Raw genomic sequence first — 24,034 nt, 5'->3', positions numbered from 1 at the left:
GCCTCACTCTCATCTGGTTGACGACTTTGTGATCCAGGACAAATGGCGCACACTTGTAAGCTGTAATGTTAGAGTTTAAACTCCAGCCCCGATTTTGGTGCCCCTGCGGGCGCACAACTGTTACTTGAGGATGCGTGAGATGTCGCAGTTTCATCTGGTTAGAGTGATGCGCGAGCGTATTGCCCGCCTTGGCAACAAGGCCGCCCTGCGCGTCCAGCAGGATGGCCAGTGGCGCGCCATCGGCTGGCGAACCCTGGGTCAGGCCATGGATTATTGCGCCCAGGGACTGATCCGGGCGGGCCACCAGTCCGGCGAGATGGTCGGCATCTATGCCCGCAACATGCCCGAGTGGACCCAGGCCGACCTCGGCATCCTGGCCGCCCGCGGCGTCAGCGTGCCCATCTACCCCACCAGCACCCTCGATCAGCTGCGCTACATCGTCAAGGATGCCGGCATCAGGATGCTGTTCGTGGGGGAGCAGCCCCAGTTCGATCAGGCGCTGCACCTCATCGACAGCGGCGAGATAAGCCACATCGTCGCCCTGGACGGCACCGTCGATCTGCGCGGCTGCGCCTCGGCCAGCCACTTCCAGACCTTCCTCGTCTCCGGCAACCACCAACCCAGCGAGCAGGTGCTGCGCGAGCGCGAGCGCCACTACCGCATGGACGACCTGCTGACCCTCATCTACACCTCGGGCACCACGGGCGAACCCAAGGGGGTCATGCTCGATTTCGCCAACATGGCCGCCTGCTTCGAGATGCATGACGCTCGCCTCGACCTCAGCGAGCAGGATGTCTCCCTCTGCATGCTGCCGCTGAGTCATGTGTTCGAGCGTGCCTGGAGCTACTACGTGCTCTATTGCGGCGCCGAGAACGTCTACATTCGCGACCCGCAGAAGGTGATGGATGTCATCGGCGAGGTGAAGCCCACCGTGATGTGCGCCGTGCCCCGCCTCTACGAGAAGGCCTACGCCATGATCCAGGCCAAGGTCGCCCAGGCGCCGCGCCTGCGCCGCGCCCTGTTCGGCTGGGCCACCCGGGTGGGCAAGCAGATGGTCGCCACCCGTCAGGCGGGCAAGTCCGCCTCTCCCCTGCTCTATGGCCAGCTCTGGCTTGCCGAGCGCCTGGTGTTTCGCAAGCTGCGCGCCCGTTTCGGCGGCCGCACCCGCTTCCTGCCGGTTGCGGGCGCCCGTCTCGCGGACGAGGTGAATCTCTTCTTCCAGGCCATGGGGCTCAACCTCAAGTACGGCTACGGCATGACCGAGACCACCGCCACCGTTTGCTGCTATGAAGACACCCAGTTCAGGCTGGGCTCCATCGGCACGGCGCTAAACGGCATCGAGGTGAAACTCGGCGAGAACAATGAACTGCTGGTGCGCGCCCCCACCGTGATGCGTGGCTACTACAACAAGCCGGAGGCCACCGCCGAGGTGATGACCGAGGATGGCTTCCTGCGCACCGGCGATGCAGGCGAGCTGGATGACGAGGGCAACATCTACTTCACCGAGCGCTTGAAGGAGCTGATGAAGACCTCCAACGGCAAGTACGTGGCGCCGCAACTGGTGGAGGGGACCCTCGGCAAGGATCGTTTCATCGAGCAGATTGCCATCGTCGCCGATGCCCGCCACTTCGTGTCGGCGCTCATCGTGCCCTGCTTCGAGTCCCTGGAGGAGTACGCCCGCTCCATCAACCTGCAGTACCAGTGCAAGACCGAGCTGCTGCGCCACTCCCGGGTAATGGAGTTCTTCGAGGCCCGCATTCAGGATCTGCAAAAGGAGCTGGCCAAGTTCGAGCAGGTGAAGAAGTTCACCCTGCTGCCGAGCGCCTTCTCCATGGAGCTCGGGGAGATCACCCCCACCATGAAGCTGCGCCGCAAGATCATCGAGGCCAAATACCAGCGCGAGATAGAAGCCATGTACAGCCACGTCTGATCGACGGGCCTGATATGAAAAAGCCGCTCATGGAGCGGCTTTTTGCTGGGCGTCTCTCCCTTATGGCAGCTTGACCAGGGGTTGCTCGCGCAGCTCGGTGGCCCGACCGCCCTGGATCTTCTCCACCTGGGCCAGGGCCTGCTTCACCTCGTCGGCATTTTGCAGCAGGCGATAGGTCAGATCGAAGGTCTTGGTCTCCCCCGGCTGGATCTTGGGGACCAGCCCGAGCGGGCGCTGGTACTTGGTGCTGTAGGCATAGCTGGTACCGGGTTCGATGCCGGTCACATAGCCCTGGGCCCGGGTGTCGGTGTTCTTCCACAGGGTCAGCACCGGCAGCTGTCGGGTGTTGTAGCCCACCGCCACTCCGGCGTTGCCGGCCCGGTTGTTCAGCACTGCCAGGGTATTGCCGTCGGCGTCGCTGTAGGGCACCAGGTTGAACACCATCTCGTCGAAGCCCTTGGTGGGCCCCAGATAGGTTTGCCAGCCCTTGAGTCCGGCCTTGGCGTAGTCATTGAACGGGGAGATCTGCTTCACCGGCGTGCTCACCCTGGCTCCCTCCTCCAGAATGGGGGCCCCGAAGTTGCCGTGATAGATGATCTGGTACTCGTTCTCGTAGTCCGCGTGGTTGGTCAGCTTGTCCTGCAGGGCAAACTCCGCCTGACCGGGCACCACGCTCAGCTGGGTCCAGGTGACCAGTTCGCTCATCTTGAAGGTGCGCTCGTCCACCCGGCCCAGCACGTGGATGGCATAGGGCGGCTCGTCGTCCACGGTCACGCTGACCACAGAGGCGGGAATGTTCTGCACCCGGCCATGCAGGCTCTTGAGGCGGCCGTCGTCATCCACTCCGGGATGACCCGTCCACTCGTAGCCGCAGCGCACCAGCATCTCGTTGAAGCCGTCGAGCCAGCCGAGGCCGCCACGGCTCTCGAGATCAATGAAGGCGGGATTGACCACCTCCTTGACCGGTGAATCCCAGCCTAGGCGCAGATCCGCCGCCTTGACCTCCTTGATCCCCATGCCGCGGGTCGGCACCAGGGTGATCTTCATGACGCCGTTGTCGACGATGAGCAGATCCACCCCTTCCTGGCGGCCGCCGTGCAGGCGTTTCTTCTCGATGGTGAAGGGAACCGGACTCTTGATGCCGAGCTTCTCGCTGGTGATCTTCCAGTCGCCCACATCCAGCCCTTGCTGGGAGTCGGTCAGCAGAAATTCAGCGGCGTGACCCGCGGTGGCGCCCAGGGCGAGCAGCACGGCAATGGAGAGTTTCTTCAACATGGATTTATCCTCGTGTCTCTTGTTTTTGTGAAAGCTGAATCGTTTCAGTGATCGAAAACTAGGCGTCTGACGCCCCGGACTCAAGAGACAAAAAGAGGAAATGTGAGCCGATTGACAATAAAAACGGCTTCAGCCCTGCTGAAATGAAGGCTGACTCACAGTTATGAAAGGAGGAAAAAACAGGCGGGCGCCGAGAGGGGCGCCCCCCTCACCCCGCCCGCACCACATCAGGCAAGTGCCAGCGTCACCGCGGCTTCGGCGTGGATGGCGGTGGTGTCATAGAGAGGCACGGCGGCCTGGCACGCCCCCACCAGCAGGGCGATTTCGGTGCAACCCAGGATCACCGCCTGGGCACCGGCCTGTGCCAGATCGGCGATGATGGCCAGATACTCGGCCTGAGACGACTCGCGAATATCGCCGAGGCAGAGCTCGTCATAGATGATGCGGTGCACCCGCTCCCGTGCAGCGTCATCAGGCACCAGCACCTCCAGCCCGAAGCGCTCCTGGAGCCGCCCCTTGTAGAAATCCTGCTCCATGGTGAAGCGGGTGCCGAGCAAGCCTACCCGGGTCACCCCGTCGGCCTGGAGGCGATGGGCCGTGGCATCGGCGATGTGGAGCAGGGGAATGTCGATGGCGGCCTCGATCTCCGGCGCCACCTTGTGCATGGTGTTGGTCCCGATCAGCAGAAAATCGGCGCCACCGGCCTGGATGGCCCTGGCCTCGGCTGCCAGCAGACGGGCGGTGGCGGGCCAGTCACCGGCGTGCTGCAACCGCTCTATCCCGGCAAAATCCACGCTGCTCAGCAGCACCCGCGCCGAGTGCAGACCGCCGAGCCGCTCGCGTACCCCCCGGTTGAGGGCCTGGTAATAGCTGACGGTGGACTCCCAGCTCATGCCACCCAGCAGACCGATACATTTCATGGGATCTCCTTATGTAACCCGATGGTGCAAACCAATGCTGCAATCCCTCAGGGGGCGCGTTTGATCGCACCGCCCCGGCAATAAAAAAGGCCCCGAAGGGCCAACAAGACAGCCGGTAAAGGCTCAGGCCGAGGCCTAAACCCAGATCATCAGCACGCAGGCCGCCGTGGCGAGCCCCATGCCCAGATTGAAACGACGCCAGCCGGTGGCGGTGCGGATGAGGCGGCGCACCTGGGCACCGAACAGCACCCAGAAGGCACCGGTATAGAGGCCGGTCACGAAGAAAATGCCGAGCACCCAGCCCGCGGACGGCCAGTAAGCCTCCCCCGCCAGGGTGAAGCCGCTGATGGCGGAGAGCGCCATCATCCAGGCTTTGGGATTGAGCAGTTGCAGCATGGCCCCCTGATGGGCCGGGATGAGCGGCCGGTTCCCCTCCGCCGGGCCACTGGCGTTGGCCACCTTCCAGGCCAGCCAGAGCAGGTAGGCCGACCCCACCAGCTTGAGGCCGTCGTGCAGCAGGGGCAGACGCTCGAACACCACCCCAAGCCCCAGGGCCGTGGCCAGGATCATCAGGTTGATGCCCCCCACCACCCCCACCAGCAGAGGCACGGAGCGGCGAAACCCCTGGGCGGCCCCGGCACTGGTGAGCAGCATGTTGTTGGGGCCCGGCGTGCCACAGGTGATAAGGGCAAAGCCCGCCAGGGGGAGCAACCAGTTCAGATCCATCTCAACCTCGTTCAGATACGGCAAGCCTCCTAATATGCAGAGCCGACGCCCTGACGACAAGGTCAGCAATGCATTTTCTTTGCATGAATAATCAAGACGCTGTTAATACCAGAGCATCACCACGCACAGGGCGGTCAAGGCACCCAGGCTGCCGTTGAGACGACGCCACCCCTTGTCCGAGTTGATCCAGCGGCTGAGCTGATGGCCAAACATCACCCAGGCGAAGCAGACCGGGAACCCCGCCATGGGGAAGACACTCATGATGCCCCACATACTCGGCCAGTAGTCGCTCCCCGGCAGGCTGAACAGACTGATGGCCGAGATCCCCATCATCCACGCCTTGGGATTGAGGAACTGGAAGCCCAGCCCTTCAAGCAGGGTCAAGGGGCGGGCACGGCTGGCGGGATCTCCGGGGGCGCCTGCCACCGCGATGCGCCACGCCAGCCACAGCAGGTAAAGGCTGCCCAGCACCTGCAGGCTCAGCTTGAGCAGGGGCCAGCGCTCGAACAGCGGATAAAAGCCGAGCGCCAGCACCAGTTGCAACACAGGCTGGCCCACCGCCACCCCGATGAGATGGGGCAGGGTGCGCCGCACGCCGAAGTTGGCGCCGGACGCCGTCAACATCAGGTTGTTCGGCCCTGGCGTGCCGCAGGTGAGCAGGGCGAAGCCAAACAGGGTGGCATACCATTCGATGGTCATGGGGAGACTCCTTTCTCGCCACATTGTACCGATACAATGTGTGCTTGTTGGTTGTTTAAAGACTGATAATCACGCTATATTGCGGACAATCTTGGATCAATGGATTTATTGTCACCATGACAATCTGGACGCCCGACCTCACCCCTTTCGAGGGGCCCCTCTACCTCAAACTGGTCAAGGCCATCGAGCAGGCCATCGCCACCGGCATCCTCTCACCCGAGACCCGGCTGCCGACCCACAGGGCCCTGGCAGATAAGCTGGGGGTCACCGTGGGCACCGTCACCCGCGCCTACACCGAGGCGGAGCGACGGGGCCTGCTGGCGGCCCGGGTCGGGCACGGCACCTGGGTCAGGGGAGCGGCGGATCCCGCCAACGAATGGGTGATCCGCAATGAAGACAGCCAGCGCATCGAGCTGTGGCAGAACCTCCCGGTCCAGCTGGACAGGGGCGCCATCATCAGGCCCCTGCTCACCGAGCTGGCGCAGGGGGATCTCAACGGCCTGCTCGGCTATGACAAGGAGGCCGGACGCCCCGCACAACGCCAGCTGTTCGTCGACTGGCTCGCCGAGCAGGGCATCACGGCGAGCGAAGATCGCCTGCTATTCAGCCATGGGGCCCAGCACGGCATCATGCTGGCCCTGCTGGCCACCGGCTGCGTGGGAGAGACCCTGTTTTGCGAGGGCCTGAGCTACCCCGGCATGCTGGGCAATGCACGCCAGCTCAAGAATCAGGTGGTGGGACTGGCGATGGATGAGGAGGGACTGCTGCCGGAGGCGCTGGATGCCGCGTGCCGTACCCGCCGGGCCAAGCTGCTCTACCTCACCCCCACCCTGCAAAACCCCACCACGGCCACCATGAGCCTGGCGCGGCGCGACGCCATCGTCGCCATCGCCCGTCGCCACGATCTGCTGATCGTCGAGGATGACGTCAACGGCCTGCTGCCCGAAAGTGCGATCCCTCCCCTGGTCAACCTGGCACCGGAGCGGGTCATCTACCTTGGCAGTCTCGCCAAGATCGCCTGCGGCGGCCTGCGGGTCGGCTTCGTGTTGTCCCCTCCCGCCCTTCGCAGCGGCTTCGCCCAGGCGATGCGGCTGTCGAGCTGGATGGTGAGTCCGCTGCTCATCGAACTGGCCTGCAAGCTGGTGAGCCAGCGCCAAATCATGCCGCTCATCGAACACCAGCGAAAAATCCTGGCGCGCCGGGGTGAGCTACTGCGCCACCTGCTGCCGGGAGCGCGCTGGCAGGCGGGGTCCATGCACGCCTGGCTGCCGCTGCCCGAGCCCTGGCGCAGCCAGGAGTTTGCGGAGGCCGCCAACGCCCTTGACGTGGGGGTCGCCAGCGGAGAACACTTCGCCGCCGGCCAGTTTGCCGCCCCGCAGGGAGTACGCCTCAGCCTGAGCCAGCCCGCCACCGACGCCCGCGTCGCCGAAGGGCTGGAGCGCCTCGCCGGGCTGCTGAGGGGCTCGCCGCCCACCAATCCCCTGCTATAGTCATTGACCCTGGCACCCGAGGAGCCTTCATGTCTGCCGTCCGTCCCGCCCTGCTGATCGCAACCCTGCTGCTGGGAGGCTGCGCCTCCCCGGCCCATCAACAGCTTGGCGCCGCCCTGAGCGGACTGGAGGGGGAGCTGACGCGGCTGGAGGAGGAGTTGGCAGCCATGAACGGCCTTCACTATCAAAAAGCCATCGACGCCCCGGTGGCGCTGCGCCGCTATCTCAAGGCCCCCGCACCGACGGCGGAGGGACTGGTGCCCGTGCAGAGCCGGCTGCAAGATGGCCCCCTGCTGCGCTACGACTACCGGCTGCCCGCCGGAATGACGCAGCTGCCCACCGACAACCCCTGCCTGCGCTACGAGTTCGAGCTGCGCCGCCTCGGGCGCCTGGGCCAGCTCGAGCTCGCCTGGCAGGGAGAGTCGGGAGCCGGGGAGCTGCGTGTCCCCGAGCGGGACTGCCCCTTCTCGGCCAGGGGGCCCGGCCTTCAGTGATGCTATCTTTGCCCCGCCCAAGGCTGGCACTGAGCCATTCCTGACCCAGGTGGGGTATTGACCCCCTCTGGTTCTCGCGGGAGAGTGGAGGCTAACTTTGAATCCAACCTCGCCCCCCCCGACCGGCGAAGGAGCGTCAAAGATGCAGATCCTCCTCATCGAAGACGATGCCATGATGGGCTCGACCCTCACCCAGGGACTGAGTGATCTGGGGCTGCCCCCCACCGAGCTGTTCCACTGCAAAGAGATTGCAAGCCTGCCCGCCCTGCTGCGCCAGCACGCCTTCGATGCCATTCTTTGCCGCCAGTATCACCACCAGGCCCACGAGGGAGTCAGGCTGCTGCATGAAGCACACCACCTGGGCCTGCTCGCGCCCGGCTGCGTGCTCCTGCTGCTGGAGCAGGACGAGGACACCGGTCAGTTCCCCCCCTCCGACCTCTATTTCGCCCTGCGTCTGGCCGTGCCCTTCACCACGGAGCAGCTGGCGCACAGCCTGCAAGCGCTGCTGGCACTGACCACGGTGACCCGCCCCCTGGCCACCCCCATGGCGCTCAGGGAGTGGCGCAGCGCCTGCGCCCAGTGCGAGGATCTGCTTTACCGGCACGCCAGCCACAAGGGGCTGGAAGCACAGATGGACAGGGTAAAGGGCTACATGCTGCTGCAAGCCGGGGAACGGGTGCAGGCCGCCCAGCACTACGCCATCTGCACCACGGAGCACGATGCCTGGTGGCCACGCCAGGGACTGAACCAGGCTCTGCTCGGGCTGAACCGGGTGGAGAGCGCCCACAAGGATCTGGCCCGCAACCGGGAGCGACTGCCCCCCGTCATCCATCAGGCGCTGGTTCTCGCCTGCCAACTGCACGAGGCGCAGTGGGATCCTGCCTGGGAAACCTTGTCAGGCTTGCTCCAACGCTGCCCCTGGCAGCCGCAGTGGCGCCAGGTGGCCATTTTGCTGGCCTTGCTGCGAAGGGATGAAGGTCAGGTGCTGGCGCAGGCCACCGATTTCATCCTGCGCTACTTCCCCAAACAGACGTTTCGCCACTCCGTCGAACGCTGCCTGCTGGATGCGACCCTGGCGGTGCTCTGGCATCCACCGGGAGAGGCCAGAGTTCATGGGCTGCAGCAAGCGCTGGAGGAGCTCGGCCAGCAGGCAGTGACCCTGCGAGCCCACGAGGAGGGGCTGCTGCGCGCCCTGATGCTGGGTCTGGATTATCGATTCGATGACGCCTTGATGCTGCTGGCCAAGCACCCGCCGGAGGCGGCGCGGGACAATCACCTCAACCAGTTGCTCGGGGTGGCCGTCAGCCAGTTCTGCGGGCTTCCCCACCATGCCCAGCGTTATCTGGCCCAGCTCGGCCAGTATCAGGGGCCGGTGGCACAGACCCCGCTGTTGCAGGGGCTCATTTTGCAGGTGGTCGACGATCTGGCGCGGCAACTGGCGCAGCGGGAGCAGCAGCTGACCCAGCTGCGCGAGGAGCGGCAACGGGCCATGACCACGGGTCAGCTCCAGCTCGCCGTGCAGAGTGCTCTGACCCTGCAGGAGCGATTCCCGGCCCAGGCGGGGGATGCCTGGCAACTGCTGGTATTGCTGACCCAGTGCTGGCCCGCCGGCATGGCGGCCCCGGCGGTGGCCCGCCTGGTGGACAGGCTGGAGCAGCGTCTCAACCACAGTGCCGCCTTCCTGGAACACCATGGGAACGCCTATCGGGAGACCCTGCAACAGGTGAGATCCCACCTGGCCCCCAAACTGCCGCCCCTCGGTCCCCATCAGGGCCTATAGCCATCCAGGGCGGTGCATGCCGCCCTGGCAGGTGCGTTACAATAAGCCCCGCACCAGGATCCCCGCGATCAGCAGGGGGGCGACCAGCCGCCAGCACCAGAGCAGCGCACCACGCATCAGCGGCGAGAGATCCGCAGGCACAATACTGTCCCCCAGCTTCCAGCCAAGCAGCAGGGTCAGCACCAGACCGAACAGGGGCATCATCAGGTTGGAGGTGAGGTAATCCAGCAGATCGAACAGGGTCTTGCCAAACAGGGTGTAGTCCGCCCAGGGCCCGAATGACAGACTGACCGGAATGCCGCAGGCCATGATGAGCAGGGTCAGGACCCGGCAGGCATTGCGGCGCGACCAGCCCCACTCCTCGGTGGTGAAGCGCACCAGGTGCTCCAGCATGGAGATGGAGGAGGAGAGCGCCGCCACCAGCAGCAGCAGGAAGAAGATCACCGCCAGCCCCTGACCGAACGGCAGGTGGTTGAACACCGCCGGCATGGTCATGAAGGTGAGGCCGGGGCCGGCGGCAGGATCGATGCCGGTGGAGGCCAGCACCGGGAAGATCATCAGCCCCGCCAGCACCGAGATGCAGCTCGCCAGGGTGACCACCCAGACCCCGGAGCGCAGCGCCCCGTCACTGCTCGGCAGGTAGGCGCCATAGGTGGTGTGTACCCCGAGGCCAATGGAGAGGGAGAAGAACGCCAGCCCCAGGGCGTCGAGCACCCCCTGCCCCGTCAGGTGGGAGAAGTCGGGCATCAGGAACTGGCGTACCCCGGCCATGGCCCCCGGCATGGAGAGCCCGGTCACCACCAGGAGCAGCATCATCACGAACAGGGCCGGCATCATCCAGCGCAGCGCCCGCTCCACCCCCTGTTGCAGCCCTCCCTGCACGAACCACCAGGTGAGCCCGGCGAAGACGAGATGGGTGAGGGCCGGCCAAAGGGGATCGCTCACATAACCGGTAAAGAGTGCGGTGAGGGTGCTCGCCTCACTCAGGTTGAGCTCGCCGCCCACGGCCAGGGCTGCATAGCCCACGGTCCAGCCCCCCACCACGCTGTAGAAGCTGTAGATGAAGAAGCCACACAGGATCCCCATGTAACCCATCCAGCGCCAGTTCGGCCCCACCAGCTTGTGGAAGGCGCCGAGCACGCCGCGCTGGCTGCGGCTGCCGAGCAGGGTCTCCCCCACCAGCACCGCGACCCCCAGGGTGAAGCTGAAGAGCAGGAACACCAGCAGGAAGGCACCGCCCCCGTTGGTGGCTGTCACATAGGGGAATTTCCAGATGGCGCCAAGGCCGATCGCCGAGCCGGCGGCCGCCAGCACATGACCAATACGGGAAGACCACTGAACCTGGCTCATACAACCTCCGGGCAAGACAACATCAGTTCGATACTCCATGGCTAGACGCGGTGTGCGCCGCAACAAAAAAGGCCGCCTGAGGGCGACCTTTGCAATGAACAGTCAGACAAACGACACCTGCAAGGTCACCTCTCCAGGAAGGGGCTAAATCGGCCACAGAGAGCGATAAGGGGTGACATGGGAGGGCGACGCCTGCACGGTAAAAAGGAGCCACAGCCTAAACCATGGCAAGAGAAGTTGACAGGAAATAGTCTAAAACAGAACCAAAAACAGATTTAACCAAAACAAAATATCGAAATTGCAGACCGTTACTCTATTTATTTTTAATTAACAGATTTTTATAAAGAGTCAATCCTGCCACACCACTCCCCGGCCAGCCCGGCCGGGGAGTGGCAGAGATGACCAAGCCTCCCTACACCAGGCCGCGCACCAGAATGCCACCAATGAGCAGGGGAGCCAGCCAGCGCCAGCAGCCCATCAGCAGGGCCCGCCAGTGGGGAGCCAGCCCTTCGGGCAGCGCCTGGCGACCGAGCCGCCAGCCCAGCAGCAGCGTCAGGGCCAGCCCGAACAGGGGCATCATCAGGTTGGAGGTGATGAAGTCCAGCAACTCGAAGATGTTCTTGCCAAACAGGGTCAGGGTGGCCCAGGGTCCGAACGACAGGCTCACCGGGATGCCACCCGCCATCACCAGGGCAATGACCAGGTTGCACGCCGCGCGGCGGGACCAGCCCAGGCTCTCGGACAGGAAGCACTGCAAATGCTCCAGCAGGGAGATGGAGGAGGAGAGCGCCGCCACCACCAGCAGAGAGAAGAACACCACCGCCAGCCCCTGGCCGAAGGGCAGTTGCTGGAACACCGCTGGCATGGTCATGAAGGTGAGGCCCGGGCCCGAGGCCGGGTCAATACCGGTCGCCGCCAGTACCGGGAAGATCATCAGGCCCGCCAGCACGGCGATGACGCTCGCCAGCAGCACCACCCAGAGGCTGGAGCGGCCGACCCCTTCGCTGGAAGGCAGGTAGGCGCCATAGGTGGTGTGGATGCCAAGGCCGATGGAGAGGGAGAAAAAGGCCAGCCCCATGGCGTCCAGCACACCCGACATGCCGAGCTTGCTGAAATCGGGCATCAGGAAGTGGCGCACCCCGGCCATGGCGCCCGGCAGGGTGAGGCCGAAGGCCACCAGCAGCAGGATCATGATGAAGAGGGCCGGCATCATCCAGCGCAGGGTGCGCTCCACCCCTTGTTGCACACCGCCCCGCACGAACCACCAGGTCAAGCCGGCAAACAGCAGGTGGGTCAGCACCGGCCAGAGCGGATCACCGACGTAGTCGTTGAAACGGGCGGTCAGTGCCGCGCCGTCCCCCTGTTGCAGCTCCCCCGCCAGGGCCATGCCCGTGTACCCCAGGGTCCAGCCGCCCACCACGCTGTAGAAACAGAAGATGAGCAGGCTGCACAGCAAACCCATGGCACCGACCCAGCGCCAGCGCCTGCCCATCAGTTCACCAAAGGCTCCCACCACCCCGCGCCGGGTCAGGCTGCCGATCAGGGTCTCCCCCATCAGCACCGCCACCCCCAGGGTGAAGCTGAACAGCAGAAAGACCAGCAGGAAGGCGCCGCCACCGTTGGCGGCGGTGACATAGGGGAACTTCCAGATGGCGCCGAGACCGACCGCGGAACCTGCGGCGGCCAGGATGTAACCGAGCCGGGATGACCATTGGGACTGCTTCATAAGAACTCCACGCGAAGGGCCTGCCAGCGAGGCCCGAAATGGCGCTCAGAGTACGCCCGCGGGCGCGCAATCACTCGGCGTATATCCGATATAAAACTCAGTTTTTAGCATCATTAACCAATAAAATTCGGATAACCAATCAATCGTGCCACAAAATAAAAACCGGAGCGGGGATGCTCCGGTTTGTTGTCTGCCCGGGTCTGGCGGGATTAGATGACCCCCAGCTCCCGCAACCGCTCCATCAGATAGCTGTGGGCGGTGTGACGCTCCGAGAGCACCACGTCCGGACGGGGGTGCAGGAAGAGCGGCAAGGAGATGCGGGACTTGGCGGCACTGCCCCCGGTCGGGTTGATGACCCTGTGGGTGGTGGAGGGGTAGTAGCCGCGGGAGGCCTCCTGCAGCATGTCACCGATGTTGATGATGAGGGTGCCGAAATCGCAGGGCACATCCATCCACTCCCCGTCTGAACCTTTCACCTGCAGGCCCGGCTCGTTGGAGGCGGGCAGAATGGTCAGCAGGTTGATGTCTTCATGGGCGGCGGCGCGGATGGCACCCGGCTCCTCGGTGCCGTCGAAGGGCGGGTAGTGCAGCACCCGCAGCAAGGTCTTGTGGCTCTCTTCAATCATGGAGGAGAGCGGGCAGCTGTAGTGGGCGGCGATGTCCCCCGGGGTGTGTTGCTCCACCCAGCCCAGCAGCTCGGCGGCCAGATCGTTGGCGAGGCGGTAGTACTCCATCGCCTGCTCTTTCAGCTCTGCCGGCATCTGGCCCCAGGGATAGATGTGGAAGTACTCCTTGATGTCCTTCTGGCTGTGGCCCTTGGCCACCTCGGACACCGAGGGCGGGAAATAGCCGTCCTGGGTCTCGCGATTGAACAGGAAATCCTGCTTCTGTTCGCTCATGAAGAAGCGATACCAGTTGTCATAGATGGACTGCACCAGCTCCTTCGGGATGGGGTGGTGAGTCAGCACCCCGAAGCCGGTGGTGCGCAGGGATTCGGTGAAGCGCTCGGCCGCATCGGGGGAGCGATAATCGACGGTCAGGACTTTCATTGTTTTTATGTTACATGCCAGTTAAAAGTAGGCGCAGTTTACCCTGCCTCCCCCGGCAAGAAAAGGCTGCCGGAAGCCCGTCTACAATGGCTTGAAAATACTGATAAAAACATCATGATACGGCCCCCTCGCCCGGTGCTTGTCCCGGACGGGCCTCCTCTTCTAGAATGCCCCACCCCCTTTGCTGTCGGAGCCCCCTCATGTCCCCCAAGATCCTGTTGTTGACCCTTCCCTTCCTGCTCGCCGGGTGCAGTTCCCTCTCGGAGGAGGAGTGCCGTGCCATGAGCTGGTACAACCAGGGCTATCAGGACGGGGAGCAGGGCAAGACCCGGAGCGCCACCCGCGACTATCAGAAGACCTGCGGGGAGTACGGCCTCAAGGTGGATGAGGCGGAGTGGCAGCGCGGCTACGCCAAGGGGCTGGAGCTCTATTGCATCCCCGAGCTTGCCTACAGCAAGGGACGGGAGGGGAGCGAATACCTGGGGGTCTGCCCCAACGACACCAGCTTCCTCACCCAGTTCGAGCGCGGCCGCAAGGAGTACCTGCTGGAGCAGCGCCTCGGCGAATTGCAGCAGGAGCTGGAGCGCACCGAGCGGAGCATCCACCAGCTGGATCAGCAGATCCGGGGCGAGAGCGACAGCCGCCAGCGCGACTACTACCGTGCCCAGCGCGAGCGCGCCATCCGTCACTACGAAGGAGTATACCGGGACTACAACCGGCTGCGCTTCCCGGATCGGGTGATCCAGTTCTCCTTCGGGAGCTGACAAAAAGGGGCCGACATGGCCCCTTTCTGTTTATGCCGCCGTCTGTTTTTCCCCTCAGGCGGGCAGGACCCAGCGCTGCAACGCCAGGGCGATGCCATCCTCGTTGTGATCCGCGGTGACCCGGTCTGCATGGGCCTGGATCTGGGGCGCCGCATTGCCCATGGCCACCGCCAGCCCCACCTGCTCGAACATGCTGATGTCGTTGTTGTTGTCGCCAAAGGCCACCAGGTTCTCCATGGCGATCCCCTCCCTCGCCGCCCACTGGGCCAGCCGGTTGCCCTTGCTGCAACCTGGCTGCACCAGCTCCACCGCATAGGGGGCCGCCCAGTCACGGGTGAAGGGCAGTCTCTCCACCACCTCCCCGACGAAACGGTGCAACCGGCCGGGATCCTGGTTGAACAACTCCAGCTTCCAGATGGGGGACTGCAACCAGGACTCGATATCCTCGGCGGGCAGCAGGGAGACCTTGAGGTGATCCGGCTGGGTTGCCGACCAGCGCCGCATCCGGCCCACGTGCTCCTCGCAGCCCAGGTAGCCGATGCCGTCCCCCAGGTGGAACAGCGCCCCCATCTGCTGGGCTTGCACCTCCTCCAGCAGGGTGGTGAGAGGCGCCACGGCCAGGGGATCCCCGGCGAGGATCCTCTCCTGCACCGGATCATAGAGGTAGGCACCGTTGCTGCAGATGATGGGGGTGTCGAGGGCCAGCTCGTGGTGGAAGGGACGGGCCGTCATGAAGTGGCGACCCGTCACCAGCAGCACCTTGATGCCGTGGGCCCGGGCCTGGGCAAGGGCCGCCCGGGTAGCGGACGAGATCTTGTGATCCCGGTTCAGCAGGGTACCGTCCATGTCCAATGCAATGGCCTGATAACGACTCATATCACCTCCAGGAATGTCGAGACGGGTGCGGCGCCATCCCTCCCGTTTCCAGTGCCATGACGACACATCTCACCGCCGGGAATGCGGACTGGGCATCGCAAGGCCCATGATGGGAGACGCGCTCGCCGGGGGGCGGGAACAGCGGAGTAAAGAGCCATACCGTCCCAGACTCGGCGCCGCGATGCAAGTCCGGCCCGCCATCCCGTCGCCGAACTGTGATCCCCGCGCCCTTCGTCAGCCCGCCTCGGCGCACCCGGCCACGGCGTTTCGCCTGTCCGCCCGTCTGCGCAATCCGTAGAAACCGAGGGCACAGATCACGCCGCAGAGGCCGGCCAGGTAGAAGGGCCACTCGGTCCCCGCCAGCAGCACCAGGCTGCCCAGCACCACCGCCAGGATCTCGCTGCCCACCGCCAGACCGCGGTAGAGCCCCATCGCCTGCCCCTGCTGGCTGGCATGGCTGCGGTTGGAGACCGCCACCGAGGTGGCCAGCTCCCCCAGACTCATGCCGATACCGGCCGGGATGAAGGTGAGCGCGAGCCCCCACCACTGGGTCGGCAGGATGAACATCAGCATGCCCGCCGCCATCACCAGGTGGCCGACGATGCCAAGGGAGCTGCCGCGCCAGTGCCGTGCCAGCTGCTCACCGATCCAGGAACCCAACATCATGGGCACGCTCACCAGCACGGCGGCTTGGGCCAGTTGCACCGGATCCCATGCCAGCCGCTCCACCAGCCAGACATTGAAGTAGGTGAAGTAGAGCTGCACCGCCCCGTAGCTTGCCAGGGTCAGGGCAAAGTAGGGCAGGAGACGAGGTTGCAGCAGCAGTTGGCGGGTCGAGAGGGGAGCCTCATCCCGGGTCGCCGGCACCGGGGGACGATTGGGCAGCAGCCAGAGCACCAGCAGCAGGTTGATCACCGTCATCCCCACCGCCAGCCAGGCCGCCAGGCTGTAATCCCCCGAGACCACGGCCGCATAGCCCCCGATCATGGGGCCCACCACCCAGCCCAGGTTCATGCCGATGTTGATGCGGGCGAAGTTGCGGGCCTTGGTCCTGGCCGTGCTCATGTCCGCCGCCATCGCCTGCACGATGGCGATGTCGCCGTTGAAGAAGCCCTCCACCACCCGGCTCAGCAGCAAGAGCGGCAGGGAACGCCAGGCGATGCCGAGGGCCATCAGCACATACCCTGCCAGCACCCCCACCAGACAGAGAGTCAGCACCGGCTTGCGCCCATGGCGATCGGAGAGACGGCCAAGCAAGGGGGCCCCCAGCAGTTGAAACAACGGATAGAGCCCCATGATGACGCCAAGCCACACCTTGCGGCTCCAGTCCGACGCCTGTGGCGTCAACATGCCCTGGGCCGGATCCAGCAGCAGCGGCGCCAGGACGGGGGAAGGCAGGCTGAACCCCGCCACCGCCAGCGTCACCGTCATCACCAATACCCAGAGGGTCGCCTGTCCCTTGATCCCTTCCATCTTCGCCTCATTAAATAAAGTTATCGGTTTATTTATATTGTGAGGGGTCGTCCATTAAGTAAAGCAGATTGTTGATTTAAATCTCCCTGCTACCCATAATGACCTCATCCAGGCGGTCACCGCACCGATACCCACCACCGGAGCCCCCATGAACGCCAGTACCGACAAGATCCTCTATCTGCTGAAAACCCGCGGCCCCCAGAGCGCCGCCGAACTCGGCGACCAGTTGCAGATGACGTCCATGGGGGCGCGCCAGCACCTGATGGCCCTGGAGTCAGAGGGCTGGGTGGGGTTTAGCGACGAGGCCCGCGGCCGCGGTCGCCCGGTGCGCCTGTGGCACCTCACCGACCAGGCCTGGCAGCGCTTCCCAGACACCCATGGCGATCTGACCCTGCAGCTGATCGACGATATCCGGCAGGTGTTTGGCGACGCGGGCATGGAGCAGCTCATCACGCAGCGGGAGCAGCAGATGCAGGCACGCTATGAATCCAGGCTGACCCAGCCGGCGCTGGCAGACAGGCTGATGACGCTCAAGGCGCTGCGCACCCAGGAGGGGTATATGGCGGACATGTCGCAGGAGGAGGACGGCAGCTGGCTGTGGTGGGAGAGTCACTGCCCCATCTGCAGTGCGGCCAGAGCCTGTCGGGGCTTTTGCCGCAGCGAGCTGGCGCTGTTTCGCCGGTTGCTGGCGCCGGCCGAGGTGGAGCGGGAGCAGTATCTGCTGGAGGGGGACAGCCGCTGCCTCTATCGCATCCGGCCGCCCCGCCCCTGAGCGGGCGGAACGCAAAAACAACAAAGCAGGCGCCGGGATGCCTGCTTTGTTGCCTTCGGGGAGGGGGTGCTCTCGTTCCAGCCCGTTGTTTCCCGATAAGGTCGAACGGCTGATGGGGCTCTTGACCCGGTAAGGTCCTTCACCACAGGTGCCTGGTCGGGCGCCTGTCTTGCCACCGGAAGATGTAACCATGGTACTCCCCGCGATGCGGTGAGTGGTTGTGAAGTAGCAGGTATTTTCAGTTGTTTTTGCAATAGTTCACCCTTAATCTAGGAAAAGTGGATTAGTAATTGCGAAGAGGTACGGAGAATGCTGAAACTTGATCGTATAGACAGGCATATTCTGGAGCTGATGCAGGAAAATGGCCGCATCAGCAACCTGGAGCTGGCCGAGCTGGTCGGGCTCTCCCCCTCCCCCTGCTCGCGCCGGGTCAAGGCGCTGGAGGATGCCGGTCTCATCGATACCCATGTCACCCTGCTCAATGCCCGCCAGCTGGGGCTGACCCTCACCGCCTACATTCACATTTCCATGGACAGGCACACTCCGGAGCGGTTCGAGAACTTCGATCGCGCCGTCAAGGATCTGCCCGAAGTGCTGGAGTGCGACCTCATCACCGGCAACGATGCGGATTACCAGCTCAAGGTGGTGGTGCGGGACATGGAGCACTACCAGCACTTCCTGCTGGACAAGCTGACCCACATCTCCGGCGTGACCGGGGTGCGTTCGAGCTTCGTGCTGCGCCGCATCAAGCACAAGACCGCCCTGCCCCTCAACCACCTGGGCTGACAACCCACCCCGCATCCGGGGAGCACCAAAAGCAAGAGGAGGCCCGGGCCTCCTCTTCTTGTCTCTGTTATCAAGGGCATTCGCGGTCAACACAGCCCCCGGGCGCCCTCGCGCCGCCAGGTGGTGGACGCCTCGTCATGCCTCGACCTGGCTGACGTCCTGCACCTGCAGCAACCAGCCGCTCTGCTCCTGCAGGGGTTCGCCGCGCAGCCGCAGCCGCTCACCGGTCGACACCCACTGCCCTTTGGGCAGAGATATTTCCAGGCTCTCGCTGCCGTTGTCGAACACCCAGCGATCGGCGCCCAACGACTCCATCAAGTACCCTTCCATCTCCACTCTGGACTCGGCCTGCCAAGAGGGGGAGGCGGTATCACGGCTCTCGATGAAATCCCCCTGAACACCAAAGCTGGCCAGCCCCCACAGAATGGAGAGCCCGACGATGGATGATTGCATCTCTCTCTCCTGTTGGTTTGCTACCTTGAGGGCCAGTATGGGAAGAGAAAAATGAGTGCACCATGAACAAGGTGCCAAAGTGCTGGCAAGATCGCGAAAAAAACCGGCCCCATGGCCGGTCATGTCATTTTATGTCGTACAGGTCACACTACTTGGCCGCTTCTTCTGCCATCCGTGCAGCCCTTGGTTTATTTGTCCACATGGCCACCCCGCGGTGATCCGCACAGATCCCCTCGTCGGTGACCGCCCTCACCCGGACCCCGTCCTTGCAGATGGCCTGCCAGGCATCGGCATCGTCGATCTGCAGCTCGGAACGGGGATAGGAGGTATCGGCGCAGGCGCACAGCAGGATGGCAAACAGAGGCAGCAGGGATTGCATGGGTTTCATCGGGTCACTCCTGACGGGAAAAGGGATCAGCGCCCCAGCTGCGCCGCCACGCGATCGCAAAGCTGCTTGAGCTGGGCCAACTCAGCATCGGCCAGATCCACCTGATTGCGCAAGCTGTCCGCCAGACAGCACTCCCTTACCTCCTGCTGCAACTGGCGTCCCGCCTCGGTCAGACTGATGCACTTTTGCCGCTCATCCTCGTGGGAGACGGTGCGGGTCAGCCACCCCTTGCTCTCCAGCCGCTTGACGATGGGGGTCAGGGTGCCCGCATCCAGTCCGGTCTCCTGCCCTATCTCCTTGAGGCTGACCTCGTCCCGGGCCCAGAGCGAGAGCATCACCAGGTACTGGGTATAGGTGAGATCCAGCTTGTCCAGCAGCGGCCGATAGGCACGCATCACCGCATTGGAGGCGCTGTAGAGGGCAAAACAGACCTGCTTTTTCAATTCGCTCATGGAGGACCTCGCTGACGACAAGGAGGCAGTATACCCCATCAACTTCGGGGCTGAATAGTTTGCACACAAAACAGTTGCCAGCCCCCGCGTTCAGGACTACCCTGATTTTAGTTTGCACACAAACAAAAATACCAGGCCGCCGCCCAACGCGCGGCCCCACTGCCGGAGAATGCCCATGAATGCCATCAGCCATCAAATCCAACTGCTGCGTCGCCCCACCGGTCTCCCCACCCTGGAGGACTTCGCCCTCCGGGACGTGCCCCTGCCCGCCCTGCAGGAGGGAGAGGTGCAGGTCGCCAACCAGTGGCTGTCGGTGGACCCCTACATGCGCGGCCGCATGAGCGAGGCAAAAAGCTACGTTCCCCCCTTCCCCCTCAACGGTCCCCTCGACGGCGGCGCTATCGGCACGGTACAGGCATCGCGCCATCCCGATTTCAAGGTGGGGGACAAGGTGAGCAGCATGCTGGGCTGGCGGGATGCCTTCGTGGCAAACGCCGCCCAGCTCACCCGCCTGCCCGACACCATCCTGCCGCCCCAGCGCTTCCTCGGCGCCCTCGGCATGCCGGGCATGACCGCCTGGGCGGGCCTGCACAAGGTGGCGCACCTGAAGGCCGGTGAAACCCTGCTGGTCTCGGCGGCCTCCGGGGCGGTCGGCACCATGGCGGTCCAGCTCGCCAAGCAGGCGGGAGCCAGGGTCATCGGCTCCACCGGCTCGGCCGACAAGGTCGCCTACCTCAAGACCCTGGGAGCCGATGCGGTGATCAATTACCGGGAGACCCCGGATCTCGACGCCGAGCTGGCCCGCCTCGCCCCCGAAGGCATTCACGTCTACTTCGAGAACGTGGGGGGCGCCATGCTGGATGCCGCCCTCAACCACCTGGTGGTGCACGGGCGCATCGTGCTGTGCGGCCTCATCGAGCAGTACAACAGCAACGGCCAGGCCAGCGGCCCGCGCAACCTCTCCCAGGTGATCCGCAAGCGCATCCTGATGCAGGGGCTGCTGGTCTCCGATCACTGGCAACACTACGGGGCGTTCCTGGCCGAGGCCATGCCGGCCTTCGAAGCGGGCACCCTCCAGGCCGAGGAGACCGTCAGCGACGGGCTGGCCAGCATGCCGCAAGCCTTTATCGGACTGTTCTAGGGCCGCAATACCGGCAAAATGCTGGTCAGACTGCCCTGAACCGGGGGCCTTTACCATCTATTTAACAGATAGAATGTCGCCAGACCCATCCATTTAAGCGATGGAAAATCGGCATCCGATCCCCCTTGAACAGGCGGCTTGCGCAACGGGCCCATCCCCCCTAAGGTGGGCCCGTTTTCCCTGGCGCACCCCGCCATCTCAGCAAGGAGCCTCCCCTATGTCTACCCCCTATCCCCGCGTCGGTGTCGGCGTCATTCTCACCAATGGCCAGGGCCAGGTACTGCTTGGCAAGCGCAAGGGCAGCCATGCCCCCTACTGGTCCATCGCAGGCGGTCATCTGGAATTGGGGGAGACCTTCGAGTCGGCAGCCATCCGGGAGGTGGCGGAGGAGACCGGCTTCGTCATCCGCCAGCCTCGCGTCATCGCCGTCACCAACAACCTGGAGACCTGGCGCGAGAGCGGCCTGCACTACATCTCGGTCACCCTGCTGGCAGAGGTGGACGGGGAGCCGCAACTGCTGGAGCCGGAAAAATGCGAGGGCTGGATCTGGTGCGACCCGCACAATCTGCCCGAGCCTCACTTCGATGCCAGTCGCCAGTCCATCGCCTGCTGGCTGGCGGGACAATGCTACCTGCCCCAGCCACAACCTGCCCCCTGACCCTCACCGGCAGGCTGCCGCGCGTCATCCCGGCACCTCTCGTCAGCTGGCGGAGGCGACCAGCCCCCCGCCAGCCCCTGTTGATGGCAGGCAGCGCGGGAGGGAGTACCGTCACCAAACTGTCACTTTTTTGTCATATTATCCGGGCCAGGATGATGACGAGGAAGGGAAGATGGGACAGGTATTCATGCAGTTCTTGTGGCTGGGATGCATCAGTGTTGGCGGGCCGGCCGCCCATATCGGCTATTTTCAGCGCACCTTTGTCCAGCGGCTGGGCTGGCTGAACCAGGGGGAGTTCGCCCAGTTGCTGGCCCTGTGCCAACTGCTGCCGGGTCCGGCCTCCAGCCAGCTCGGCTTTGCCATCGGCCGCTACCGCGCCGGCATCGGCGGCGCCCTGGCCGCCTTCGTCGGCTTTACCCTCCCCTCCTTCCTGCTGTTGCTGGCGGCCGCCGTCGGTCTGGGTCAGCTTGCGGGCAACCTCTGGCTGGACGCCGCCCTGCACGGCCTCAAGCTGCTGGCGCTCGTCGTGGTGGCGGATGCCGTGCTCACCATGAGCCGCCAGTTCTGCAAGACGGCGCTGCAACAGGGGGTCATGGTGGCCACCGCCGCCGCCCTCTGGTGCGCCCCCGGTCTTCTGACCCAGGTCGCCATGCTGCTCGGCGCGGCCCTGCTCTGTGCCTTGCGCAAGCCGCACCCGGGGAGTCAGGACCTCGCGTCCACTCCGGCTCGCCAGCCTCACTGGCCGACCCTGCTGCTGTTCGCCCTGCTGTTCGTCGGCCTGCCCCTGGTGGCGAGCGGCCCCGTCAGCCAGTTGCTGGCCGACTTTTACCGGGCAGGCAGCCTGGTGTTTGGCGGTGGTCACGTGGTGCTGCCCCTGTTGCAGGAGAGCCTGGGTCACCACCTGAGCGAGCAGCAGTTCCTGACCGGCTACGGCCTGGCCCAGCTGGTACCCGGCCCCATGTTCACCCTGGCCACCTACCTGGGCGCCGTGCTGCTGCCCGCCACTCCCCTCATCGGGGCGCTGCTGGCGACCCTGGCGCTCTTCCTGCCGGGTTTCTTGCTGCTCTGGGCGCTGGGCCCCTGCTGGCAGCACTGGCTGGCCCGCCCCCGTCTGGCGGGGGCCGTGGCCGGCATCAACGCCGCCGTGGTGGGGCTGCTGCTGGCGGCCCTCTATCAGCCGGTGTGGCAGAGCGCCGTGCTCTCCCCCACCGATCTGGCGCTGGCCGCCGTCGGCTTCTACCTGCTGCGGGTGCCACGGCTCCCCGTTCTGCCCCTCGCAGCCCTGCTGACGGGGGCAGCCCTGCTGCTGGCCTGACGAACCCGCGACAAGTCAGGCAGCGCCCGCCGGGCTGGCGGTCATGGCTCTTATCCCCGAGGGGAACCAAAGAGAGCAAGATCCGTCAGGACAGCTCGGGCCCGTTGGCCGATAGTGGGCGGCACAGAGGAGAGACCATGGATCACAACCAGACAGAGTCCTACCGCCGACGCTTTCAAACGGTGACAGAGCACATCGAGCGCCATCTCGACGACGACCTGTCGCTGGAGCGGCTCAGCGCCGTGGCGCACTTTTCGCCCTTTCACTTTCATCGGCAATTTGCCGCTTACTGCGGCGTGCCGCTGGGGCGTTACATCCAGCTGCTGCGGCTGAAGCGGGCCTCTTACCGGTTGGCATTCGCGCCTCTGGACAAGGTGACTGATATCGCCCTCGATGCCGGCTTCCAGCATGGCGAATCTTTCAGTCGCGCCTTCAAGCAGACGTTCGGCCTGACGCCCAGCCAGTTCAGGCAGCACCCGGACTGGGCCAGCTGGCATCGCTGCCTGCCACGGCCCCCCACCAAGAGGATTGATCCCATGCGAGTCGACATCATCCAGTTCCCGCAGACCGCCGTCGCCGCCCTGACCCATCAGGGCCTGCCCGAGCGCATCAACGACACCGCGGCGCGCTTCATCCAGTGGCGCAAGGCCACGGGCGGCTCCCCGGTCGCCACCAGCCGGACCTATGGCCTGGCGCCGGACGACCCCGCCACGACGGAGGGTGCGGCGTTTCGCTTTACCCTCTGTGGCAGCGTCGAGGCCCCCGTCGCCGAGGACAATGAGTGGGGGGTGAAGAATGCCCTCATCCCGGCCGGGCGCTGCGCCGTGGTACGCCACCACGGCTCCCACGACCTCCTGGCCGACTGTGCCCGGGCGCTCTACCGCGACTGGCTGCCCGCCAGCGGCGAAGAGCTGCGGGATTTTCCGCTCTTCTTCCACTACCACAACTTTGTACACGAGGTGCCCACCCATGAGCTGGTCACCGACATCTACCTGCCGCTGGCATAGCCCGGCACCTGACAGGGGGAGATAAAAAAGCGGCGCCTCCGAAGGGAGGCGCCGCTGGTCATGTCGGGGATCAGGCGTCGGGCTCGAAATCCAGGCTCAGGCTGTTGACGCAGTAGCGCTGGCCGGTCTCGGTCGGCCCGTCGGGGAAGACGTGGCCGAGGTGGGAGCCGCACTGACTGCAGGTGATCTCCACCCGTTTCATGCCGTGGCTGTTGTCCTCGGTGTAGGTCACCGTCCCCTCGATGGCCCGGTCGAACGAGGGCCAGCCGCAGCCCGCGTCGAACTTGGCTGCTGAGTGGAACAGCACCTGCTTGCAGCAGACGCAGTGGTAATCGCCGCTCTTGCGGTTGTGCAGCAGGGCACCGCTGTAGGGACGCTCGGTCCCTTTCTCCCAGCAGACGTGGAACTGCTCTGCACTCAGCTTGTCGCGCCACTGTTCAGGGTTGTTACTGCTCATTCCGGCTCCTCACCACTGATAACGGTGCCCAGCATACCCAGTCAGGGTGCCTG

General features: G+C 64.6%; 24 protein-coding genes. 11 read left to right on the top strand and 13 right to left on the bottom strand.

Annotated elements, in window-relative coordinates:
* The first annotated feature begins 139 nt into the window (after window positions 1–139).
* Complete coding sequence (locus C2U30_RS18565; protein ID WP_103244259.1) at window positions 140–1,930, top strand: AMP-dependent synthetase/ligase; 1,791 nt, start codon at window positions 140–142, stop codon at window positions 1,928–1,930.
* 60 nt (window positions 1,931–1,990) lie between these two features.
* Here C2U30_RS18565 and C2U30_RS18560 read toward each other — a convergent pair whose 3' ends face one another.
* The 4 genes from C2U30_RS18560 to C2U30_RS18545 all read right to left on the bottom strand — a co-directional run bounded on the left by C2U30_RS18560 (window position 1,991) and on the right by C2U30_RS18545 (window position 5,550).
* A complete protein-coding gene (locus C2U30_RS18560; protein WP_010672908.1) occupies window positions 1,991–3,205 on the bottom strand; it encodes an aldose 1-epimerase family protein in 1,215 nt (404 codons plus the stop codon).
* A gap of 227 nt (window positions 3,206–3,432) precedes the next feature.
* Window positions 3,433–4,125, bottom strand: coding sequence for an aspartate/glutamate racemase family protein (locus C2U30_RS18555; RefSeq protein WP_041214542.1), 693 nt, complete (start codon window positions 4,123–4,125; stop codon window positions 3,433–3,435).
* A 135-nt stretch (window positions 4,126–4,260) separates the two neighbouring features.
* On the bottom strand, window positions 4,261–4,851 hold the full coding sequence (locus C2U30_RS18550) for a LysE family translocator (protein ID WP_010672906.1): 591 nt from the start codon (window positions 4,849–4,851) through the stop codon (window positions 4,261–4,263).
* Between the two features lie 102 nt (window positions 4,852–4,953).
* Window positions 4,954–5,550: a LysE family translocator gene (locus C2U30_RS18545; protein WP_039039402.1), complete on the bottom strand. Its 597-nt coding sequence runs from the start codon at window positions 5,548–5,550 to the stop codon at window positions 4,954–4,956.
* 116 nt (window positions 5,551–5,666) lie between these two features.
* Here C2U30_RS18545 and C2U30_RS18540 point away from each other — a divergent pair, with 116 nt between their 5' ends.
* The 3 genes from C2U30_RS18540 to C2U30_RS18530 all read left to right on the top strand — a co-directional run bounded on the left by C2U30_RS18540 (window position 5,667) and on the right by C2U30_RS18530 (window position 9,314).
* Window positions 5,667–7,040, top strand: coding sequence for an aminotransferase-like domain-containing protein (locus C2U30_RS18540; protein ID WP_103244258.1), 1,374 nt, complete (start codon window positions 5,667–5,669; stop codon window positions 7,038–7,040).
* Between the two features lie 29 nt (window positions 7,041–7,069).
* Window positions 7,070–7,534: a hypothetical protein gene (locus C2U30_RS18535; protein ID WP_103244257.1), complete on the top strand. Its 465-nt coding sequence runs from the start codon at window positions 7,070–7,072 to the stop codon at window positions 7,532–7,534.
* A 142-nt stretch (window positions 7,535–7,676) separates the two neighbouring features.
* A complete protein-coding gene (locus C2U30_RS18530) occupies window positions 7,677–9,314 on the top strand; it encodes a hypothetical protein (protein ID WP_103244256.1) in 1,638 nt (545 codons plus the stop codon).
* 36 nt (window positions 9,315–9,350) lie between these two features.
* On the opposite strand, the gene C2U30_RS18525 is transcribed toward C2U30_RS18530, so the two are convergent.
* The 3 genes from C2U30_RS18525 to C2U30_RS18515 form a co-directional block, all read right to left on the bottom strand.
* Window positions 9,351–10,664: a sodium-dependent transporter gene (locus tag C2U30_RS18525; protein ID WP_041211033.1), complete on the bottom strand. Its 1,314-nt coding sequence runs from the start codon at window positions 10,662–10,664 to the stop codon at window positions 9,351–9,353.
* A 412-nt stretch (window positions 10,665–11,076) separates the two neighbouring features.
* Window positions 11,077–12,390 carry a sodium-dependent transporter gene (locus C2U30_RS18520; protein ID WP_103244255.1) on the bottom strand — a complete coding sequence of 438 codons (1,314 nt, stop codon included), beginning with the start codon at window positions 12,388–12,390 and terminating at the stop codon, window positions 11,077–11,079.
* A 209-nt stretch (window positions 12,391–12,599) separates the two neighbouring features.
* Window positions 12,600–13,439, bottom strand: a complete 840-nt coding sequence (locus C2U30_RS18515; RefSeq protein ID WP_010672899.1) for an isopenicillin N synthase family dioxygenase — start codon at window positions 13,437–13,439, stop codon at window positions 12,600–12,602.
* A 200-nt stretch (window positions 13,440–13,639) separates the two neighbouring features.
* Here C2U30_RS18515 and C2U30_RS18510 point away from each other — a divergent pair, with 200 nt between their 5' ends.
* Window positions 13,640–14,203, top strand: coding sequence for a DUF2799 domain-containing protein (locus tag C2U30_RS18510; protein WP_010672898.1), 564 nt, complete (start codon window positions 13,640–13,642; stop codon window positions 14,201–14,203).
* A 54-nt stretch (window positions 14,204–14,257) separates the two neighbouring features.
* Here the strand turns inward: C2U30_RS18510 and C2U30_RS18505 are convergent, their stop codons facing one another.
* Window positions 14,258–15,079, bottom strand: a complete 822-nt coding sequence (locus C2U30_RS18505) for a Cof-type HAD-IIB family hydrolase (protein WP_103244254.1) — start codon at window positions 15,077–15,079, stop codon at window positions 14,258–14,260.
* A 234-nt stretch (window positions 15,080–15,313) separates the two neighbouring features.
* Window positions 15,314–16,552: an MFS transporter gene (locus C2U30_RS18500; protein WP_042864400.1), complete on the bottom strand. Its 1,239-nt coding sequence runs from the start codon at window positions 16,550–16,552 to the stop codon at window positions 15,314–15,316.
* 148 nt (window positions 16,553–16,700) lie between these two features.
* Between C2U30_RS18500 and C2U30_RS18495 the strand changes: the two genes are divergently transcribed.
* Both C2U30_RS18495 and C2U30_RS18490 read left to right on the top strand, forming a co-directional pair.
* Window positions 16,701–17,324, top strand: a complete 624-nt coding sequence (locus C2U30_RS18495; RefSeq protein ID WP_103244253.1) for a helix-turn-helix transcriptional regulator — start codon at window positions 16,701–16,703, stop codon at window positions 17,322–17,324.
* Between the two features lie 309 nt (window positions 17,325–17,633).
* A complete protein-coding gene (locus tag C2U30_RS18490) occupies window positions 17,634–18,110 on the top strand; it encodes an Lrp/AsnC family transcriptional regulator (RefSeq protein WP_010672894.1) in 477 nt (158 codons plus the stop codon).
* A 135-nt stretch (window positions 18,111–18,245) separates the two neighbouring features.
* Here C2U30_RS18490 and C2U30_RS18485 read toward each other — a convergent pair whose 3' ends face one another.
* From C2U30_RS18485 to C2U30_RS18475, 3 genes are all read right to left on the bottom strand, one after another.
* A complete protein-coding gene (locus C2U30_RS18485; RefSeq protein ID WP_041211026.1) occupies window positions 18,246–18,563 on the bottom strand; it encodes a hypothetical protein in 318 nt (105 codons plus the stop codon).
* A gap of 148 nt (window positions 18,564–18,711) precedes the next feature.
* Window positions 18,712–18,942 carry a hypothetical protein gene (locus tag C2U30_RS18480; protein ID WP_029313696.1) on the bottom strand — a complete coding sequence of 77 codons (231 nt, stop codon included), beginning with the start codon at window positions 18,940–18,942 and terminating at the stop codon, window positions 18,712–18,714.
* Window positions 18,943–18,977: 35 nt separating this feature from the next.
* Entirely contained in the window at window positions 18,978–19,403 is a 426-nt protein-coding gene (locus tag C2U30_RS18475; RefSeq protein WP_029313694.1) for a MarR family winged helix-turn-helix transcriptional regulator, read from the bottom strand.
* Window positions 19,404–19,578: 175 nt separating this feature from the next.
* Here C2U30_RS18475 and C2U30_RS18470 point away from each other — a divergent pair, with 175 nt between their 5' ends.
* From C2U30_RS18470 to C2U30_RS18455, 4 genes are all read left to right on the top strand, one after another.
* Window positions 19,579–20,544, top strand: coding sequence for an NADP-dependent oxidoreductase (locus tag C2U30_RS18470; protein WP_103244252.1), 966 nt, complete (start codon window positions 19,579–19,581; stop codon window positions 20,542–20,544).
* Between the two features lie 217 nt (window positions 20,545–20,761).
* The gene (locus C2U30_RS18465; protein ID WP_103244251.1) at window positions 20,762–21,202 is read left to right on the top strand and encodes a nucleotide triphosphate diphosphatase NUDT15; all 441 of its coding nucleotides are present in this window, start codon (window positions 20,762–20,764) and stop codon (window positions 21,200–21,202) included.
* Between the two features lie 172 nt (window positions 21,203–21,374).
* Window positions 21,375–22,517 (top strand): chromate efflux transporter, encoded by a 1,143-nt coding sequence (gene chrA / locus C2U30_RS18460; protein ID WP_103244250.1) that lies wholly within the window; start codon window positions 21,375–21,377, stop codon window positions 22,515–22,517.
* Between the two features lie 137 nt (window positions 22,518–22,654).
* Window positions 22,655–23,524, top strand: a complete 870-nt coding sequence (locus tag C2U30_RS18455; RefSeq protein WP_103244249.1) for an AraC family transcriptional regulator — start codon at window positions 22,655–22,657, stop codon at window positions 23,522–23,524.
* A 70-nt stretch (window positions 23,525–23,594) separates the two neighbouring features.
* On the opposite strand, the gene msrB is transcribed toward C2U30_RS18455, so the two are convergent.
* Window positions 23,595–23,981, bottom strand: a complete 387-nt coding sequence (gene msrB, locus C2U30_RS18450; RefSeq protein ID WP_041211021.1) for a peptide-methionine (R)-S-oxide reductase MsrB — start codon at window positions 23,979–23,981, stop codon at window positions 23,595–23,597.
* Between the last annotated feature and the right edge of the window lie 53 nt (window positions 23,982–24,034).

Source organism: Aeromonas sp. ASNIH5, assembly GCF_002902865.1.
GTDB classification, from domain to species: Bacteria; Pseudomonadota; Gammaproteobacteria; order Enterobacterales; family Aeromonadaceae; genus Aeromonas; species Aeromonas caviae.
Note: the sequence above shows the minus strand (reverse complement) of the source record. Positions and strands in the feature narration are given on the sequence as shown.